General features: G+C 64.3%; 17 protein-coding genes and 1 other RNA gene. All 18 read left to right on the top strand.

The genetic code is table 11. The features are described from left to right. The first annotated feature begins 15 nt into the window (after positions 1-15). The 18 genes from L867_RS0103375 to L867_RS24480 all read left to right on the top strand — a co-directional run bounded on the left by L867_RS0103375 (position 16) and on the right by L867_RS24480 (position 19408). Positions 16-753 (top strand): J domain-containing protein, encoded by a 738-nt coding sequence (locus L867_RS0103375; RefSeq protein ID WP_028735570.1) that lies wholly within the window; start codon positions 16-18, stop codon positions 751-753. Then, on the top strand, positions 750-1511 hold the full coding sequence (locus L867_RS0103370; protein WP_028735569.1) for an N-acetylmuramoyl-L-alanine amidase: 762 nt from the start codon (positions 750-752) through the stop codon (positions 1509-1511). The genes L867_RS0103375 and L867_RS0103370 overlap by 4 nt, the downstream gene beginning before the upstream one ends. Positions 1512-1778: 267 nt before the next feature. Continuing rightward, the gene (locus L867_RS0103365; RefSeq protein ID WP_028735568.1) at positions 1779-2300 is read left to right on the top strand and encodes a lytic transglycosylase domain-containing protein; all 522 of its coding nucleotides are present in this window, start codon (positions 1779-1781) and stop codon (positions 2298-2300) included. A 242-nt stretch (positions 2301-2542) separates the two neighbouring features. Continuing rightward, positions 2543-3730, top strand: a complete 1188-nt coding sequence (locus tag L867_RS0103360) for an FAD-dependent oxidoreductase (protein ID WP_028735567.1) — start codon at positions 2543-2545, stop codon at positions 3728-3730. 82 nt (positions 3731-3812) lie between these two features. Further along, positions 3813-4211: RNase P RNA component class A (gene rnpB / locus L867_RS26330), an RNA gene on the top strand. A 418-nt stretch (positions 4212-4629) separates the two neighbouring features. Further along, on the top strand, positions 4630-5070 hold the full coding sequence (gene mraZ, locus L867_RS0103355) for a division/cell wall cluster transcriptional repressor MraZ (protein WP_028735566.1): 441 nt from the start codon (positions 4630-4632) through the stop codon (positions 5068-5070). Between the two features lie 14 nt (positions 5071-5084). Then, positions 5085-6110: a 16S rRNA (cytosine(1402)-N(4))-methyltransferase RsmH gene (rsmH, locus tag L867_RS0103350; RefSeq protein ID WP_028735565.1), complete on the top strand. Its 1026-nt coding sequence runs from the start codon at positions 5085-5087 to the stop codon at positions 6108-6110. Between the two features lie 3 nt (positions 6111-6113). Continuing rightward, the gene (ftsL, locus tag L867_RS24485; protein ID WP_037172371.1) at positions 6114-6488 is read left to right on the top strand and encodes a cell division protein FtsL; all 375 of its coding nucleotides are present in this window, start codon (positions 6114-6116) and stop codon (positions 6486-6488) included. Continuing rightward, positions 6488-8239 (top strand): peptidoglycan D,D-transpeptidase FtsI family protein, encoded by a 1752-nt coding sequence (locus L867_RS0103340; RefSeq protein WP_028735564.1) that lies wholly within the window; start codon positions 6488-6490, stop codon positions 8237-8239. The genes ftsL and L867_RS0103340 overlap by 1 nt, the downstream gene beginning before the upstream one ends. A gap of 61 nt (positions 8240-8300) precedes the next feature. After that, positions 8301-9761 carry a UDP-N-acetylmuramoyl-L-alanyl-D-glutamate--2,6-diaminopimelate ligase gene (locus L867_RS0103335; RefSeq protein WP_028735563.1) on the top strand — a complete coding sequence of 487 codons (1461 nt, stop codon included), beginning with the start codon at positions 8301-8303 and terminating at the stop codon, positions 9759-9761. Continuing rightward, positions 9758-11191: a UDP-N-acetylmuramoylalanyl-D-glutamyl-2,6-diaminopimelate--D-alanyl-D-alanine ligase gene (locus L867_RS0103330; RefSeq protein ID WP_028735562.1), complete on the top strand. Its 1434-nt coding sequence runs from the start codon at positions 9758-9760 to the stop codon at positions 11189-11191. Before L867_RS0103335 ends, L867_RS0103330 begins: the two co-directional genes overlap by 4 nt. A gap of 24 nt (positions 11192-11215) precedes the next feature. Next, positions 11216-12316 carry a phospho-N-acetylmuramoyl-pentapeptide-transferase gene (mraY, locus tag L867_RS0103325; protein ID WP_028735561.1) on the top strand — a complete coding sequence of 367 codons (1101 nt, stop codon included), beginning with the start codon at positions 11216-11218 and terminating at the stop codon, positions 12314-12316. Between the two features lie 7 nt (positions 12317-12323). After that, the gene (murD, locus tag L867_RS0103320; RefSeq protein ID WP_028735560.1) at positions 12324-13733 is read left to right on the top strand and encodes a UDP-N-acetylmuramoyl-L-alanine--D-glutamate ligase; all 1410 of its coding nucleotides are present in this window, start codon (positions 12324-12326) and stop codon (positions 13731-13733) included. A 1-nt stretch (position 13734) separates the two neighbouring features. Continuing rightward, the gene (gene ftsW / locus L867_RS0103315) at positions 13735-14889 is read left to right on the top strand and encodes a putative lipid II flippase FtsW (protein ID WP_028735559.1); all 1155 of its coding nucleotides are present in this window, start codon (positions 13735-13737) and stop codon (positions 14887-14889) included. 6 nt (positions 14890-14895) lie between these two features. Continuing rightward, positions 14896-16017, top strand: a complete 1122-nt coding sequence (gene murG, locus L867_RS0103310) for an undecaprenyldiphospho-muramoylpentapeptide beta-N-acetylglucosaminyltransferase (protein WP_028735558.1) — start codon at positions 14896-14898, stop codon at positions 16015-16017. Next, complete coding sequence (gene murC / locus L867_RS0103305; RefSeq protein ID WP_028735557.1) at positions 16014-17426, top strand: UDP-N-acetylmuramate--L-alanine ligase; 1413 nt, start codon at positions 16014-16016, stop codon at positions 17424-17426. The genes murG and murC overlap by 4 nt, the downstream gene beginning before the upstream one ends. Further along, on the top strand, positions 17427-18401 hold the full coding sequence (gene murB / locus L867_RS0103300) for a UDP-N-acetylmuramate dehydrogenase (RefSeq protein WP_028735556.1): 975 nt from the start codon (positions 17427-17429) through the stop codon (positions 18399-18401). A 152-nt stretch (positions 18402-18553) separates the two neighbouring features. Continuing rightward, on the top strand, positions 18554-19408 hold the full coding sequence (locus L867_RS24480; RefSeq protein ID WP_051438788.1) for a GGDEF domain-containing protein: 855 nt from the start codon (positions 18554-18556) through the stop codon (positions 19406-19408). Positions 19409-19564 lie beyond the last annotated feature (156 nt).

The raw sequence follows: 19564 nt of genomic DNA, 5'->3' as shown, positions 1-19564 counted from the left end.
TGGTCAAACTCGCTGATGATTTTCGATTTCGCCTGCGAACAGATCGCGTCGTTGTGGGATCGTCTGCTGGGCGCTATCGGCGATGCAGCGGGCAGCGTCCTGTCGGGTATGGTCGAGGCGGTTCGAACCGTTTTCGAAGGCGACCCCGAGACCCGCCGCCGTGTTTCCTTCTCTGTTGCGATCATCGCGCTGTCCGCCAAGATGGCGAAGGCCGACGGAATCGTGACGGTGGCCGAGGTCGATGCCTTCCGCGGCATCTTCGATTTCCCCGAGGAAGAGGCGAAGAACGTCGCCCGGCTGTACAATCTCGCGCGTCAGGACGTGGCCGGCTTCGAGGCCTATGCGGAGAAGCTCGCCAAGCTCTGCCGGACCTGCGACAATTTCTGCCCGGTGCTTGAGGACATTGTCGACGCGTTGTTCCACATCGCCACGGCTGACGGTCTGGTGCATGAGAAGGAACTCGACTTCCTGTCGCGCATCGCCGAGATCTTCGGCCTGTCCGAGGAGCGCTTCCACACGATTACCCAGCGGCACCTGCATCTCGAGGGCGATCCCTATGGCGTGCTGGGCGTGCAGCGGTCGGACGATTTCGCCACCATCCGCAAGCGTTACCGGGCGCTCGCCGCCGAGCACCATCCCGACCGGCTGCATGCCCGCGGCGTGCCGAGCGAGTTCCATGCCGTGGCCCACCACCGCATGGCCAAGCTGAACGCCGCCTATTCGGCGATCGAGAAAGAACGCCGCGCCGCATGAAGCCTTTCACCGCCGATTTCGCCGGCGCCACCGTGATGCCGTCGCCCAACCAGGGCGAACGGGCCGGCGGCTGTCGCCCCGACATGATCCTTCTGCACTATACCGGCATGCCCGAGCATGACGGCGCGCTCGCCTGGCTGTGCAATCCCGAAAGCCAGGTTTCCAGCCACTACTTCGTCCACGAGGACGGTCGGATCGTGCAGATGGTGCCGGAGGACCGGCGTGCCTGGCATGCGGGAAAAAGCTTCTGGGCGGGCGAGACCGACATCAATTCGCGCTCGATCGGCATCGAGATCGCCAATGCCGGGCACCCCGCCGGGCTCCCCGGATTCCCCGACAAGCAGATCGAAGCGGTCATTCAATTGTGTCTCGATTGCGGCCGCAGGCTCGATATCGCCCCTGAACGCGTGCTGGCGCACTCCGATGTTGCGCCGGTTCGCAAGGTCGATCCGGGTGAAAATTTCCCCTGGGGACGGCTTCACGCGGCGGGCGTCGGCCACTTCGTCGAGCCCGTGCCGGTGCAGGGCGGACGCTTCTTCCAGAAGGGCGACCACGGCCAGCCGGTCGAAGCCTTGCAGTCGATGCTGTCCCTTTATGGATATGATATTGAAATTACCGGAGAATACTCCGACAAGACGGAGGGCGTCGTGGCCGCGTTCCAGCGCCATTTCCGCACCGAACGGGTGGACGGGATCGCCGACATGTCGACGATCGAGACGCTGCATCGGCTGCTGACGACGCTGCCCCGTTACGCCTGAATTGGCAGGCCGAAAGCACTGCTTTTCGAAGGGCCGAATGAACGCGTGAAACGCCAATTTGTTGCATCGCCACACGAATTCCCCATTTCGCCGCTCTAAAGAACGAACTGAACGGCGGCACGGGCACCCAGTTTTTGCGGACCGTGTTTGCAAATATCAACGATGAGAGCATGGGCGGCGACCTACCCGACGGGTAGGGCGAACGAGGAAGATTTGCGTCCGCAAGGGACGTTCGCCCGCCTCTCTGGTTCGGAGACTGACTTTTACATGATGAAGCGAATTGTTGCTGCTGCGGCATGCCTCGGTATTCTTTTGTCCTCGTCCATGACGGCATCGGCCGGAGACGAGGAGCGCAGCTTCAGGGCTCCGCTCAAGACCGTGAACCGCGCGGCCGGCTATCCTGCGCCTTCCTTCTCGAAGAGCCCCTATACGAGCCTGATCTCCAAATACGCCAAGACCTACGGGGTTCCAGTGGCGCTCGCCCATGCGGTCGTGCGGGTCGAAAGCAATTTCAATCCCAAGGCGCGCGGCAGCGCCGGCGAGATCGGCCTCATGCAGATCAAGCCGGCCACGGCGCGCATGATGGGCTATTCGGGCTCCTCCAAGGGGCTGTATGATCCCGAGACCAACATCCGCTACGGCATGAAGTACCTGTCGATGGCGCATGACCTGGGCGACGGCCAGACCTGCTCGACCATCCTGAAATACAATGCCGGCCACGCCGCCAAGCGGATGAACCCGGTCTCCAAGCGCTATTGCGGCAAGGTGCTGGCGCTGATCGCTTCGTAAGCCTCTGAGAGAACGGCCAGGCGTGTGCACACCCTGGCCGTCTCGCGATCTCGCCTGCAAGGTTCGCACGGCAGTCCACGGCGGCGGAATTCCGCGCGGCCTCCAGGGGACGCCCAAGAACGGCGGCCCGTCGTCTCCACGACAAAATTGCAGCCGTGCTTCCTCCAGGTCCGATTCCACACTTGCCGGCAAAGCCCTGATCGGGAAAAGCTGTCGGCAAGTGCGTCGACAGGGGACATGGCATGGGCGAAAGCTTCAAATACATCATCATCGGTCGCGGCATGATGGGCGCCGCCGCTGCCCGCCATCTGGCAGAACAGACCGACGGGGTCGCACTGATCGGCCCGGATGAGCCCAAGGATGCCGCCCGGCACGAGGGCGTTTTCGCCAGTCACTACGACGAGGCGCGCATCACCCGCACCATCGATCCGAACCCGGTCTGGGCATTGCTGGCAAAGCGTTCGATCGCCCGCTATGGCGAGATCGCGGCGCAAAGCGGGATGGAGTTCTTCCACCCGACGGGCTGCCTGATGGTCGGACCTGAGCGCGGCGGCCGCGATCCCTATGTCGCCGACATCTGCGCTGCGGCCGAACGGGTCGGTGCGGATGTCGAAATGATCGACGACAGGAAGCTGGCCGAACGGTTTTCGTATTTCTCCTTCGGCAGCGGTTGTGAAGGCGTGTTCGAGGCGGCCGAGGCCGGCTATGTCAATCCACGGCGTCTGGTCGAGGCGCAGTCGGTTCTGGCGGCGCGCGCCGGCGCAACGGTCATTACTGATACCGTCGTCAGTACGCACGAGTCCGGCGGAGGCGTCGTCGTCCGGACGGCGGAGGGGCGCGAGGTGAGGGGCGACAAGGTGCTCGTCGCCGCCGGTGGATTCTCCATTGGCGAGAATCTCTTGCCGAGACCGGTTGATCTGTCGGTTTATGCGCGCACCGTCGCCTTCTTCGAGATCCCCGAGGCAGAGCTTTCCCGCTATGCCGGCATGCCGTCGCTGATCCACCAGCCCGACGACCCGCGTGACCACATCTATCTGCTTCCGCCGGTGCGCTATCCGGACGGCAAGACCTATCTGAAGATCGGCGGCGATCCGGACGATCTCCGGCTTGAAACGGAACCCGAGGTTCGTGCCTGGTTCCGCAGCGGCGGCCGCGCCGGCACCCGCGATCATCTCAAGCGAATCATCGACGGCCTCGTTCCGGCTCTTGCCGCCGCGCCGCTCAGTATGGCTGCCTGCGTCACCTCGTTCACGCCGAGCAACTATCCGGCGATCGGCTTTGCCAGCGACCGGATCGCGGTCTTGACCGGCGGCTGCGGTGCCGCGGCCAAGAGTTCGGACGAGATCGGCCGGCTGGGCGCAGTCCTCCTTCAAGGCGGAGACCTCGACGAGGCTGCCTATGGTGATGTTTTCCGCCCCGCTTTCCGCTGATTGTTCACCATCCGGCGTCCTGCCATTGGAGGAGACTCCTTTTTGGTGGCAATCGCCGGGCTGCTCGGTTAAGGACGCGGTGCCAGTTGGCCGGGCAGCCGCGCTTTACCAATGCCGAAAGGCGGTAGGGTGAGGAAAGTCCGGGCTCCACGGAAACACGGTGCCGGATAACGTCCGGCGGGGGCGACCTCAGGGAAAGTGCCACAGAAAGCAAACCGCCTCGCTCGCGAGGTAAGGGTGAAAGGGTGGGGTAAGAGCCCACCGCGTCGCTGGCAACAGGGACGGCACGGTAAACCCCACCGGGAGCAAGACCGAATAGGGATGACGCGGGTCACGCGCAAGCGCGGCCACAGCCTGTTTCCGGGCCAGTCATCCGGGTGGGTTGCGTGAGGCAGTGTGCAAACGCTGTCCCAGATGAATGGCTGCCACGTTCCGGGCGACCGGAGCCATACAGAACCCGGCTTACAGGCCAACTGGCGATTTTTCCTTCCCCTTTGCGGACCGGTGGGAACGGATTTAGCGAACAAATCCAATGCTCTGAAAAACCGTCACAATTTCGGCTTGCCGTTGTCCAGCTACGGTCAAGGTCCGGGGTGAAAAAGCAATGGCACAACAGGTGGTTCTAACGATTCGTTAAGCTTAACCGCTTATCAATATTTGAATCCCTTGGAGGATCGCGGAAGCTCTGTCCCATTGACGCCCATATAGTCCCATGTTATCCCATAAACGTACCGTTGAGGGGCTGATTGAAGTCCCGGAAATCGCAGTCGAAAGTGGGTCGGTCACCGGATGTGAAGGGTGGCCCCCGGTCTTCTGCGGCAGTTCTGCGGTGCGGGTGTTTTCGGATTTGCGGGGCTCGATATGGAGCCTCTTGCCAGAAGGGAGAGCGGTCGATTGTCATGAACCGCTTTCTGTCCAGTGCGACAAACAGGATCGATGCCAAGGGGCGGGTTTCCGTGCCTGCGCCGTTCCGTGCCGTTCTGGCGCAGCGCGATATCCAGGAGCTCTACTGCATCCAGGATTTCGTCTTTCCGGCAATCAGCGTCGGCGGCCCCGATCTGCTGGAGCGCTACGAACGGCAGATTTCGGCGGAAGATCCGTTTGCGCGCGAGGGGAACGAGATGTCGTTGCTGATTCATGGCGGCGGCGTCTTCGTGCGGCTCGATGCCGAAGGGCGTCTCATGGTCACGGATTTCATCCGGGACTTTACCGGCATCGCGACGGAGGTTTGCTTCGTCGGGCGGTCGGATCATTTTCAGCTTTGGCAGCCGCAGGCGTTTCACGAGGCGCAGGTGGCGGCGAGGGAAGGGCGCAGGCTGCGAGGACTGCAAACTTCATAAGACGGGGAAACGGAATGGCGGCGAATCTTGGCGGAGGTTCTACTGATGCCGATGGCGGACCGGTTCGCCACATTCCGGTCCTCCTCTCCGAGGTCCTGGCGGCGCTCGACGCGCGGCCGGGCAAGATCATTCTCGACGGTACCTTCGGTGCCGGCGGCTATACGATGGCGATCCTCGATGCGGGCGCCGACGTCATAGCGCTCGACCGCGACCCGACGGCGATTGCCGCCGGTCAGGCGCTGGTCGCGGCGCGCGGCGGGCACCTGACGCTCCATCACACCCAGTTCTCCCATCTTGCTGACTACGCTCCGGAAGGCGGTCTCGACGGCGTGGTGCTCGACATCGGTGTCTCGTCCATGCAGATCGATGAGGCCGAGCGCGGCTTTTCCTTCCAGCGCAACGGACCGCTCGACATGCGCATGTCGGGTGCCGGCGTTTCCGCCGCCGATGTCGTCAATCGTGCCAAGGTCGGCGACCTCATCCGTATCTTCGGCTTTCTCGGCGAAGAGAAGCAGGCGGGCCGCATAGCCCGCGCCATCGAGAAGCAGCGCCTGCGCGAGCCCTTCCGCACGACCCGCGATCTCGCCGGGCTGATCGAAGTCGTCACCCCGCGCAAGGCCAAGGACAAGATCCACCCGGCGACCCGCGTCTTCCAGGCGCTGCGCGTCTTCGTCAATGACGAACTCGGCGAACTTGCCCAGGCGCTGTTTGCCGCCGAGCAGGCGCTGAAGCCCGGCGGGCGGCTGGTGGTCGTCACCTTCCATTCGCTGGAGGACCGGATCGTCAAGAAGTTCTTCACCGAGCGTTCCGGCAAGGCCTCCGGCTCGCGCCACCTGCCCATGGTTCATGAGCGCGCGGCGACCTTCGAGCCCGTCGGCAAGCCGATGATCGCTGCGAGCGAGGCCGAGGCGGAGATCAATCCGCGCGCCCGTTCCGCCAAGCTGCGCGCCGGCCAGCGCACCAGCGCGCCGGCCGAGCGTCCGGACATGGCGATCTTCGACCTGCCGGACCTCGCAAGTCTCGACAAGATCGGAGTGTGATCGATGATTAGAACCTTCGACCTCCTGTTGATCGGTGCCATGGCGGCCGCGGCGACCGTCACCTACCAGATCAAGCACCACACCGATAACAGGCTCGAGGAAGTCCGCCGCCTCGAGGCCGAGATCAAGCTCGAGAAGGATACGATCGACCTGCTCAAGGCCGACTGGGCGCTGCTGACGCAGCCGAACCGGCTGGAGCGACTGCTCAAGGTCTATGGCGCGGAACTGCAGCTCGAGCCCACCCAGCCGGAACAGCTGGCGCGGCCGGTCGAGCTTCCCATGCCCAGGGACCAGTTGCCGAAGCCCGAAGTGGCCGAAGGCGAGCAGAGCAAGGATGCGGTCTCGGATCTCATCACAACCGGATCGGTGAAGCCCTGATGACTTTCCTTTCGCGAATCATGTTGTTGAAGAGCCAGGCGCATTTCTCGACCGACGTGCAGCGGGGCGGGACCTCGATCAACGGCGCCGCCTTCAAGGGTACCGGCAAGCGCAAGACCGAACTTGCCCGCAAGCGGGTCGGCCTGATGATCGCCGGCTTCACTGTCGCCTACGCGGTGATCGGCGGCCGCCTCGTGCAATACGGCTATGCCCAGCCGGAAGTGACCTCCAGCATTCTGCCGGCCGACCGCCTGATGGCCTCGCGTCCCGACATCCTCGACCGCAATGGCGAGGTGCTGGCGACCGACATCCGCACGGTTTCGCTGTTCGCCGAGCCGCACAAGATCGTCGATGCGGACGAGGCGGTGGAAAAGCTGGCGACGGTTTTGACCGACCTGGATATCAAGGGCACCTACAAGAAGCTCTCCAATCCGAATTCCCACTTCCAGTGGCTTCGCCGCCAGCTGACGCCCAAGCAGCAGAGCCAGGTTCTTGCGCTCGGCATTCCCGGCATCGGCTTTCGCCCGGAAAAGCGCCGCTTCTATCCCGGCGGCGCAACGGCATCCCACGTCGTCGGTTACGTCAACATCGACAACCACGGCATGTCGGGCATGGAGAAGTACATCGACAATCAGGGCCTCGCGGACCTGCGCGACCTCGGCATGACGGGCGATTCCCCGCTCGAGCCGGTCAAGCTGTCGATCGATCTTCGGGTGCAGAACATCGTGCGCGACGTTCTGGCGGGGGCGGTCGCCAAATTCCAGGCGCTCGGCGCCGGCGCGGTCGTTCTTGACGTGCGTACCGGTGAAGTACTCGCCATGTCGTCCCTTCCTGACTTCGATCCGAACAATCCGGCGGCCAGCGCCCAGGAAGGCTGGCTCAACCGCATGTCGAACGGTACGTTCGAGATGGGCTCGACCTTCAAGTCCTTCACCATCGCCATGGGACTGGATTCCGGAAAGGTGTCGATCAACGATTCGTTCGACGCCCGCTATCCGATCCGCATCGGCGGCTTCACCATCCAGGACTTCCACGGCAAGCACCGCATCCTGACCGTGCCCGAGATCTTCCAGTATTCGTCCAACATCGGCACGGCCAAGGTCGCCGACATCGTCGGCACGGACGCCCACAAGGAATTCCTCACCCGGCTCGGGCTGCTGTCGAAGATGCAGACCGAACTGCCGGAAGTGGCGATGCCCTCGCAACCGCGCCAGTGGAAGAAGCTCAATTCGATCACCATCTCGTTCGGCCACGGTGTCTCGACCACGCCGCTGCAGACGGCTGTTGCCGGGGTCGCGCTGGTCAATGGCGGGCGGCTGATCGAGCCGACATTCCTGCCGCGCACGCCGGAGCAGGCCGATCTGGTGGCACAGCAGGTCATCCAGCCCTCGACCAGCAAGGATATGCGCTACCTCTTCGAGGTGAACGGCGTGAAGGGGTCGGGCCGCAACGCCCGCGTCGATGGTTTCAACGTCGGCGGCAAGACCGGCACGGCCGACAAGGTCGTCAACGGACGGTATGTCGGCGACAAGAACTTCAATGCCTTCCTCGCCGCTTTCCCGATCGACGATCCCCGCTATGTGGTGCTGGCCGTCATCGACGAACCGAAGACCGACAAGGGCAATGGCGCCGCACTCGCCGGCACCTCGGCTGCACCGATGGTCGGCGAGATCATCCGCAGAAGCGCCGCAATTCTCGGTGTAGAACCCAAATTCGGGGACGACGGCTCTGCCTTGCTCGTTTCTTATTGAACGAACCTCAATTCAGGAGGCGATTCGTCAAGATCGCCTCTCAGCAGTGGATACATAATCGATGTTGTTGCGGGATCTGGCGGGCAAGGAGTTTCACAATCAGGTCGACGAGGCCGGCGAATCGGTCGGCGCCCTCGAGATCTCCGGCCTCTCCGCCGACAGCCGCAAAATCGAAAAGGGCATGCTGTTCGTCGCTCTCGCCGGCACCAAGGCCGACGGTGCGGCTTATGTGGCCGATGCCGTTGCGCGCGGTGCAGCGGCGATCGTCGCCGGCCATGCTCTTGAAGCCACCGTGCCGGTCATCGTCGTCGGCAATCCGCGCCGCTTCCTCGCCCTTGCCGCAGCCAACTTCTTCGGTCGCCAGCCGGCCACCATGGTCGCCGTCACCGGCACCGCCGGCAAGACGTCGGTCGCTTCCTTCGTCCGGCAGATCTGGGCCGAGGCCGGGCATGCGGCCGCGCAGATCGGCACGACCGGCGTCGTCTCGCCGACCCGCAACGATTACGGTTCGCTGACCACGCCCGATCCGATCGGGCTGCACAGGCTGCTTGCCGAGCTCACCGACGAAGGCGTCACCCATGCGGCGATGGAAGCTTCCAGCCACGGTCTTGACCAGTGCCGCCTCGACGGCGTCAAACTTTCCGCCGCCGCCTTTACCAATCTCGGCCGCGACCACATGGACTATCACCCGACGGTCGAGGACTATATGGCCGCCAAGATGCGGCTGTTCGACACGCTGCTGCCCAAGGGCTCGCCGGCGGTGATCTTCGCCGATGATCCGTGGTCGGCCGAGGCGATCCGGGTGGCGACCGAGGCCGGCCACGAGGTGCTGACCGTCGGTCGCAGTGGTCAGTTCCTGGCGTTGAAGCGGGTCGAGCATTTCCGCCACAAGCAGGTCGCGGAAGTGCATTTCGGCGATCAGATATTCGAGGTGCACATCCCGCTTGCCGGCGATTTCCAGGTGGCCAATGCGCTGGTCGCCGCCGGCCTTGCGATCGCCACCGGGGTTCCGGCGGCTGTCGCGATGAAGGCGCTGGAAAAGCTTCAGGGCGCCTCCGGCCGTCTCGAACTAGTCGGGCAGTCGAAGGCCGGGGCGCTCGCCTATGTCGACTATGCACACAAGCCGGATGCGCTGGAGAACGTGCTGACCTCGGTGCGGCCCTTCACCACCGGCCGCGTCATTGCGGTCTTCGGCTGCGGCGGCGATCGCGACAAGGGCAAGCGGCCGATCATGGGCGAGATCGCCTGCCGGCTCGCCGACATCGTCATCGTCACCGACGACAATCCGCGTTCCGAAGTCCCGGCGGTCATCCGCTCGGAAATCATGGCGGCGGCGCCCAGGGGCATCGAGATCGGCGACCGGGCGCAGGCGATCCGTGCCGCGGTCGCCATGCTGTCGGCGGGGGACACGCTGATCGTGGCCGGCAAGGGGCATGAGGAGGGCCAGACCGTCGGCGATGTCACGCTGCCGTTCTCGGATCATGCGGAATTGCGCAAAGCACTGGAGGAGTTTGACCATTGACCTTTCTTTGGACGTCGCAGGAAATGATCGAGGCCATGGCGGGGCGTCCCTTCGGGTCGCTGCCCGCGGGGATCACCGGCATATCCATCGACAGCCGGACGGTTGCGCAGGGCGAAGCTTTCTTCGCCATCAAGGGCGACCGGGTGGACGGTCATGATTTTGCCAGCCTGGCGATCGCCAACGGCGCTTCGCTGCTGGTCGTCGCCGAGGGCAAGCTTCCGGCGCTCGGGCGCCTGACGGTGCCGATGATCGTCGTCGAAGACGTGCTCGGCGCCCTGCAGAAGCTGGCGCTGGCGGCGCGGGACAGAAGCTCCGCCACGATCATCGCGGTGACCGGTTCGGTCGGCAAGACGACCACCAAGGAAATGCTGCGGCTGGCGCTTGAGCCCTCCGGCAATGTGCATGCCGCAGTCGCATCCTTCAACAATCATTGGGGCGTGCCGCTGACGCTTGCCCGCATGCCGGTCGAGGCCCGCTATGGCGTGTTCGAGATCGGTATGAACCATGCCGGAGAGATCGGACCGCTGTCGCGCATGGTCCGCCCCGACGTGGCCATCATCACCACGATCGCGCCCGCCCATCTCGGCAATTTCAAGGACATCGAGGAAATCGCCGCGGCGAAGGCCGAGATCTTCGAAGGTGTCGTGCCGGGTGGCGATGTCATCCTCAATCGCGACAACAGCCAGTTCGACTTCCTCGAGCAGGCGGCGCAGGCGGCGGGTATCGACAATATTCACAGCTTCGGACAGCATGCCAAGGCGGAGTTTCGGCTCGCCGAATTCGACGGCGCGGCCGAGCTTTCGACGGTCTGGTTTTCCCATGGCGGCGAGACCCGCGAAGTCATCATCGGCGCACCGGGCCGTCACATTGCCGAAAACGCCATGGCCGTGCTCGGCACGGTGGCGCTGGTTGGCGCCGACATGGATGCGGCCATCGACGCCCTTTCACAGCTTTCCGCCGTCAAGGGCCGTGGCGCGCGCCACCGCTTGTCGATCGGCAATGCGAGCTTCACGCTGATCGACGAGAGCTACAATGCCAACCCGGCATCCATGCGCGCCGCGATCGCCGTGCTGGCCGCCTCCCAGCCCGAGGGCGAGGGGCGGCGCATCGCTGTACTCGGCGACATGCTGGAGATGGGCGAGTTCTCGCCCGCGGTGCATGCCGAACTGGTGAGCCCGCTGCTGGCCGCCGGCATCGAGCATGTCTGGCTGGCCGGTGCGGAGATGGCGGCGCTCCGCGATGCCCTTCCGGAGAGCGTTCATGTCGAATACCGGCCGACCACGGCCGAAATGGTCGAATTCGTCGCCGGAGCCGTAGCGCCCGGCGACGTGATCATGATCAAGTCCTCGCTCGGCCTCGGATTCGGCAAGATCGTCTCCGCTCTGCTTGACAAGTATCCGGCATTCCACGACACGGGGCGCCAAATTTAATCCGGGCTTTTGGAAAGGGCTCCAATGCTGATCTGGCTTGTGGAACTGTCGGACAATTTTCAATTCTTCAACTTGTTCCGTTACATCACGTTCCGCACGGGAGCCGCGCTCCTTACCTCCGCCCTGGTCGTCTTCCTGTTCGGGCCGGCAATGATCGCTTCGCTGCGCGTCCGTCAGGGCAAGGGCCAGCCGATCCGCGCCGACGGGCCGCAGACCCATTTCAAGAAGGCCGGCACGCCCACCATGGGCGGGCTGATGATCCTTGCCGGCATCGTCGTCTCCTCGCTGCTCTGGGCCGACCTTTCCAGCGTCTACGTGGTCGCCACCCTGCTGGTCACGCTCGGGTTCGGCGCCATCGGCTTCTATGACGACTATCTCAAGGTGACGAAGCAGACCGAGAAGGGCTTTTCCGGCAAGGCGCGCCTCGGCATCGAGTTCGTCATCGCCGGCATCGCCGTCTACTTCATGATGACGACGGCGCTCAGTTCCGGGCCGCAGGGCTCGACCTTCGGTTCCTCGATCGCCTTTCCCTTCCTCAAGGACTTCAGCATCGACCTCGGCCTGTTCTTCATCGTCTTCGGAGGCTTCGTCATCGTTTCGGCCGGCAATGCGGTCAACCTGACGGACGGCCTCGACGGGCTGGCCATTGTACCGGTGATGATCGCGGCCGCGTCCTTCGGCATCATCGCCTACCTCACCGGCAATGCGGTGTTCTCCAACTACCTGCAGATCAATTTCGTGCCCGGCACCGGCGAACTGGCCGTCGTGCTCGGCGCGGTGATCGGGGCCGGCCTCGGCTTCTTGTGGTTCAACGCCCCGCCGGCGGCGATCTTCATGGGCGATACCGGCTCGCTGGCGCTCGGCGGCCTGATCGGTTCGGTCGCGGTCGCTACCAAACACGAGATCGTCATGGCGATCATCGGCGGTCTGTTCGTCGCCGAAACCCTGTCGGTCATCATCCAGGTCGGCTACTTCAAGCTCACCGGCAAGCGCGTCTTCCTGATGGCGCCGATCCACCACCATTTCGAAAAGCTCGGCTGGACCGAGAGCCAGGTGGTGATCCGCTTCTGGATCATCGCGGTCGGCCTCGCCATGCTCGGCCTTTCCACCCTGAAACTGCGGTGAGGGTGCAATGATCCCGGCGACCACGTTCAAGGGCAAGAGGGTAGCGCTGTTCGGCCTCGGCGGCTCGGGTCTCGCCACGGCGAAGTCGCTGGTGGCGGGCGGTGCAGACGTGGCCTGCTGGGACGACAATCCCGACAGTGTCGCCAAGGCCAAGGCCGAGGGCATCCCGACCGAGGACCTGCGCGGCATCGACTGGAAGGCCGTCTCCACGCTGGTGCTGTCGCCCGGCGTGCCGCTTACCCATCCGAAGCCCCATTGGTCGGTCGAACTCGCCCGGGCGGAAGGCGTCGAAGTCATCGGCGACGTCGAGATCTTCGTGCGCGAGCGCCGGGTCCATGCGCCGGATTGCCCGTTCATCGCGATTACCGGCACCAACGGCAAATCGACCACGACGGCGCTGATCGCCCATATTCTCCAGTCTTGCGGTCGCGACACGCAGCTCGGCGGCAATATCGGCCGGGCCGTGCTGACGCTCGATCCGCCCAAGGCCGGCCGTTTCTTCGTCGTCGAGTGCTCGTCCTACCAGATCGATCTCGCCCCGACGCTCAATCCGACCGCCGGCATCCTGCTCAACGTGACGCCCGACCATCTCGACCGTCACGGCACCATCCAGCACTATGCCGACGTCAAGGAACGCCTGGTCGCCGGCAGCGGTACGGCCGTCGTCGGCGTGGACGACAGCTACTGCGAACTGATCGCCGACCGCGTCGAGCGGGCCGGCAGCAAGGTCATGCGCATTTCCAAGCGCCAGCCGCTGGCCGATGGCCTCTACAACGACGGGCACCGGATCATCGAGGCGCATGGCGGTGCGACAGCGGTACTCGCCGACCTCAACGGCATCCAGACGCTGCGCGGCGCACACAATGCGCAGAACGCGGCAGCTGCGATTGCCGCCTGCCTCGCCGTCGGCGTGTCGCCGGACGAGGTGAGGGCAGGGCTCTCCTCCTTCGCCGGCCTGAAACACCGCATGCAGCCGGTCGGCCGGCGCGGCCATGTCGTCTTCGTCAATGACAGCAAGGCCACCAATGCCGAGGCCGCGGCGCCGGCGCTGTCGAGCTATGAACGGATCTACTGGATCGCCGGCGGCCTGCCGAAGGAAGGCGGGATCGCCAGCCTTTCGCCGCTGTTTTCGCGCATCGCCAAGGCCTATCTGATCGGCGAGGCGGCATCGGCCTTCGCCTCGACGCTCGGCAATGCGGTGCCTTACGAAATCTCCGGCACGCTCGCCCAGGCCGTCGCCCATGCGGCTGCCGATGCGGCGGCGGAAAATAATCCGGTTGCGGTGATGCTATCACCGGCTTGCGCAAGCTTCGATCAATATAAGAACTTCGAAGTCAGAGGTGATGCGTTCGTCGGCCACGTCGCGGCCCTCGACGGAGTGACGATGCTGGTCGACGTGCCAACAGGAGGCAACTGAGATGGTAAGCCGCGTTGAGAGAGGTCCGGTCGCCGACTGGTTCTGGACGATCGACCGTCTGTTCATGATCACCTTCATCCTCCTGATGGGGATCGGTTTCATGCTCTCGTTTGCGGCGTCGCCCGCGGTCGCCGAGCGGCTCAACCTCGACAGCTTCCACTTCGTCAAGCGCCATGCCGCCTTCATGATCCCGGCGCTTGGCGTGATGATCGGCCTGTCCTTCCTGTCGCCGCGTCAGGTGCGCCGCACCGCCATGGTCATCCTGGCGGTCTCGCTGCTGATGATGGTGGCGGCGCTGTTCTTCGGCATCGAGGTCAAGGGCGCCCGGCGCTGGATCACCATTGCCGGCATCTCCATCCAGCCCTCAGAGTTCATGAAGCCGGCCTTCGTCGTCATCTGCGCCTGGCTGTTTGCCGAGCATGCGCGCCAGCCGGAAATCCCCGGCAACCTCTTCGCCATCATCCTGTTCGGCATCGTCGCCGCCCTTCTGGTCGCCCAGCCCGACCTTGGCCAGACCATCCTGACCTCGGTCGTCTGGGGCGGCATGTTCTTCATGGCCGGCATGCCGTGGCTGTGGATCACGCTGCTCGGCGGTATCGGCGTTGCCGGCGTCTTCGGCGCCTATCTCACCCTGCCGCACGTCGCCGGGCGTATCGACCGGTTCCTCACCGGCGAGGGCGACACCTTCCAGGTGGATACCGCCCGCCAGGCGATCATCCGCGGCGACTGGTTCGGCCAGGGGCCGGGCGAGGGCATCGTCAAGCGCATCATCCCGGACAGCCATACCGACTTCATCTTCTCGGTCGCGGCGGAAGAGTTCGGCATCTTCTTCTGCATGGTGCTGGTTTCCATCTTCGGCTTCCTCGTTCTGCGCGGCCTCAGCCACGCCTTCAGGGAACGCAACGACTTCAACCGTTTCGCCGTCGCAGGCCTGGTGCTTCTGATCGGCACGCAGTCGATGATCAACATCGGCGTGAACCTCGAACTGCTGCCGGCCAAGGGCATGACGCTGCCGCTCATCTCCTATGGCGGCTCGTCGATGATCGCGATCTGCGTGACTGCCGGCTTCATCCTGGCGCTGACGCGTCGGCGGCCGGAAAAGCGCGCCCAGGAGCGCAGTCTCTTTCGCGCCGCGCACGGCGTTCCGGCGGAGTAAGCCATCATGACAAAAGGCATCATCCTGCTCGCCGCCGGTGGTACCGGCGGCCATCTCTTTCCGGCCGAGGCGCTGGGGCATCTGCTCGCCGAGCGCGGCTATTCCGTGCATCTGGTGACCGACAGCCGCGCCGAACGTTATGCCGGCACTTTCCCGGCTGAGGCGATCCACACCGTCGCCTCCGCGACCATCGGCTCGAAGAACCCGATCGCGGTGGCGCGCGCGCTGCTGTCGCTGTGGAAGGGGTTTCGCCAGGCAAAGCGGTTGATCCGCCAGTTGAAGCCGAAGGCCGTCATCGGCTTCGGCGGCTATCCGACGGTGCCGCCGCTGCTGGCCGCCGCCGGCCTCGGCGTGCCGACGCTGCTGCACGAGCAGAACGCGGTCATGGGGCGCGCCAACAAGGCGCTCGCCACGCGGGTCAAGGCGATTGCCGGCGGCTTCCTTCCCGAGGGCGGGACCTATGCCGACAAGACGGTGGTGACCGGAAATCCGGTGCGTCCTGCCGTGATCGCTGCTTCGTCCATCCCCTACAGCCCGTCGCAGCCCGGCAGCCCGTTCCGTCTCGTGGTGTTCGGCGGCAGCCAGGGCGCGCAGTTCTTTTCCTCGGCGCTTCCGAACGCCATCAGCCTGCTGGACGCATCCCTGCGGAACCGCCTGACGGTCACCCAGCAGGCACGGCCGGAGGATGCCGAACGCGTCAAGTCCTGTTACGAAAAGCTCGGCGTTCCGGCCGAGGTTTCGCCCTTCTTCACCGACATGGCCGGCCGCATCGCAGCTGCCCATCTGGTGATCTGCCGCTCCGGCGCCTCGACGGTCTCGGAATTGTCGGTGGTCGGGCGCCCGTCGATCCTCGTGCCCTATCCCTATGCGCTCGACCACGACCAGGCGGCCAATGCTGCGGCCCTTGCGGCCTCCGGCGGCGCGAGCGTCATTGCCCAGTCGGAGCTTTCGCCTGAGCGCCTGGCGCAGCTGCTCACGAGCGCCATGCAGGAGCCGGAAAGGCTGACACGGATGGCCGAGGCCGCCAGAACAGCAGGAAAGCCCGACGCAACACGCTTGCTCGCCGACCTCGTTGAGTCTATTGCCGCTGGCAAGGATATCGCTCACGTGAAGGGAGCCAATTCATGAAAATGCCGACCTCCATCGGGCTCGTCCATTTCATCGGCATCGGTGGGATCGGGATGAGCGGCATTGCCGAAGTGCTGCACAATCTGGGCCATCGCGTCCAGGGATCGGATCAGTCCGACGGTGCCAACGTCCAGCGGCTGCGCGCCAAGGGCATCGAAGTCCATGTCGGCCACACGGCCGAGAACCTCGGCGAGGCCGAGGTCGTGGTCGTCTCGACGGCGATCAAGAGGGACAATCCGGAACTCGTCGCGGCGCGGGAAAAGCTGCTGCCGATCGTGCGTCGGGCCGAAATGCTGGCCGAACTGATGCGCTTCCGCAATGCCATCGCCATCGGTGGCACGCATGGCAAGACCACGACGACCTCGATGGTTGCAGCCCTGCTCGACGCCGGCGGGCTCGACCCGACCGTCATCAACGGTGGCATCATCAATGCCTATGGCACCAATGCCCGCATGGGCGAGGGTGAGTGGATGGTGGTTGAGGCCGACGAATCGGACGGCACCTTCCTGAAGCTTCCGGCCGAAGTGGCGATCGTCACCAATATCGACCCCGAGCATCTGGACCATTACGGAACCTTCGACGCCGTGCGCGCCGCCTTCCGTCAGTTCGTCGAGAACGTGCCGTTCTACGGCTTCGGCGTGATGTGCCTCGATCATCCGGAAGTCCAGGCGCTGGTCGGCCGCATCGAGGATCGCAAGGTCATCACCTATGGCGAGAACCCGCAGGCCGACGTGCGCTATTCCAACATCCGGCTCGAGGGCACGCATTCGATCTTCGACGTCGAGATCCGCCGCCGTCGCACCGGCCGGGTGTTCAATTTCAAGGACCTGCGGCTGCCGATGCCCGGTCGCCACAACATCGCCAATGCCTGCGCGGCGATTGCGGTCGCCAACCGTCTCGACATTCCGGAAGAGGCGATCCGCAAGGGGCTTTCGTCCTTCGGCGGCGTCAAGCGGCGCTTCACGTTGACGGGCACATGGAATGGCGTGCAGGTGTTCGACGATTACGGCCATCATCCGGTCGAGATCAAGGCCGTGCTCAAGGCGGCCCGCGAGGCCTGCCAGGGCCGGATCATCGCCGTGCACCAGCCGCATCGCTATTCGCGCCTGTCGAGCCTGTTCGAGGATTTTGCCAACTGCTTCAACGATGCCGACACGCTGCTGCTCGCCCCGGTCTATGCTGCGGGCGAGGATCCGATCGAAGGCGCCAATGCCGAGGCCCTGGTCGAGCGCATCCGCGCCGGCGGCCATCGCGACGCCCGCTATCTCGCATCGCCCGATCAGCTGGCGCCGATCGTCGGGGGCATTGCACAACCGGGTGATTTCGTGATTCTGTTGGGAGCAGGTAACATCACCCAGTGGGCGGCAGCGCTGCCGCGCGAACTGGAAGCGTTTTCGGGAAAGTCTTGAATGAAACAGGTGGATGGGGAAAAGCTGCTGGCCTCGCTCGGGCCCGGTGTTGAACAATTGCGCGGTCGGCTGACGCCGGATGCGCCGATGGATCGCGTGACGTGGTTCCAGGCCGGCGGTCTTGCCGAGCTGATGTTCCAGCCGCACGACCGGGAAGACCTCATCGCCTTTCTCAAGCTTCTGCCTGAAGACGTTCCGCTGACCGTCGTCGGCGTCGGCTCCAACCTTCTGGTGCGCGACGGCGGCATTCCGGGCGTGGTCATCCGTTTGTCCGCCAAGGGTTTCGGCCAGGTCGAGCTCGCCGGCGAAAACCGCATCCGGGCCGGCGCGATCTGCCCCGACAAGCACATTGCCGCCATGGCGATGGACCACAATATCGGTGGCTTCCACTTCTACTACGGCATTCCGGGCTCGATCGGCGGCGCCGTGCTGATGAATGCCGGCGCCAACGGCGGAGAGACGGCCGAGCGGTTGATCGAAGTCGAGGCGGTCGATCGCAAGGGCAATGTCCATGTCCTGTCGAAGGCCGACATGGGTTACAGCTATCGTCACTCCAACGCGCCGGAAGGACTGATCTTCACCAGCGTGCTGTTCGAGGGCTATCCGGAAGAAAAGGCCAAGATCCGCGCCGACATGGACGCGGTTCGCCATCACCGCGAGACGGTGCAGCCGGTCAAGGAAAAGACGGGCGGCTCGACCTTCAAGAACCCGGAGGGCCATTCGGCCTGGGAACTGATCGACCAGGCCGGCTGCCGCGGCCTGATGATCGGCGGCGCGCAGATGTCGTCGCTGCACTGCAATTTCATGATCAATGTCGGCCATGCCACGGCCTACGACCTGGAATATCTCGGCGAGACCGTGCGCCAGCACGTCTTCGAACATTCCGGCGTCAAGCTCGAATGGGAAATCAAGCGGATCGGCATCTTCATGCCGGGCCGCGAGGTCAAGCCGTTCCACGGCGCGACGACTGAATAGTGGGCGGGAGCGGGAATTGCCTGCTCCCGATTTCTCCCCTTATCCCGCCCAACGCGGAAAATTGATTCCAGATAATTTCACCCCTCGCGTGCCCGCTCGACGAATTGTTAAGCGGGCGCCCCTATTCTCCGGGCGTATTAGGAGAGTGGTTCATGGGGAATGCGACCAGAAACTGGATCGTGCGGCAACTGACGCTTGGCGAATTTTCCAGCCGCCGCGCAGTGGTCTGGCGTGCGGTGTGGATGGCGTCGAAGATCGCCATGCTGGCCTATGGCCTCAACATCTGCGCCCATTTTGCCCTCGTCGCCTTCGGTCTTCTGCCTTACGATCTCTTTCCCGCCCTGGTCATCGCCACCGTGTTGACGCCGCCGGTCTCCTTCATCGTCGCGGTGATCGCCTATTCCGTGGTGGGCTTCGCCATCTACGATCTCGGCGTCTCGCGCTCGGAACTTGAGCGAATCAGCCGGATCGACATGCTGTCCGGGCTGCTCAACCGTCGGGCCTTCCACAAGGCCTTCGACGACAGCCATGGCGACGCCTCGCTCGTGCTCTTCGACATCGACCGCTTCAAAGCGGTCAACGATACCTTCGGCCATTCGGCCGGCGATGACGTGATCGCCGCGGTGGCCGAGGTCATCCGCGATACCTTCGCCGACGGCGAGATCTGCGCCCGGATTGGTGGCGAGGAATTCGCCGTGCTCTGGTCGAGGGACGATGCCGGGACCATTGCCGAGCGGGCCGACCTGGCGCGCCAGCGGGTCGCCGCACTCGAGGTCGCGGCCGGCGAAAGGAGCGTGCGCATCACCATATCCGGCGGCATTGCCGACCTGGCCGGAGCCCGCGGCTTCAACGAGATCTTCTCCGAGGCTGACCGGGCCCTCTATGTCGCCAAGGCGAGCGGGCGCAATCGAATCGTGCACCATCGAGACATCGACTCGCTGTCGACGGGTACGATCGTCATGTCGGCGCCCATCCCGGTAGCGCATTCCGGGCGTCGCGCCGGCTGAGCTCCGGTCGACCAAGAAGTTCCAGATCAATGCGATATTCCAATAGCTTGGGTGGGCTTTGTCGTGCGCGCCGCGAGCAAATAAATCGGCCCTCTGCGACGGCCGGTTAACGAAAGTAAACACTTCATTAACCTTACTGTTGTCTAACTTAAGCAA

The sequence above is a fragment of the Paenirhizobium selenitireducens ATCC BAA-1503 genome, assembly GCF_000518785.1.
Taxonomy (GTDB): Bacteria; Pseudomonadota; Alphaproteobacteria; order Rhizobiales; family Rhizobiaceae; genus Allorhizobium; species Allorhizobium selenitireducens.
The sequence above is the reverse complement of the archived record's forward strand: the minus strand, read 5'-3'. Positions and strand labels throughout refer to the sequence as shown.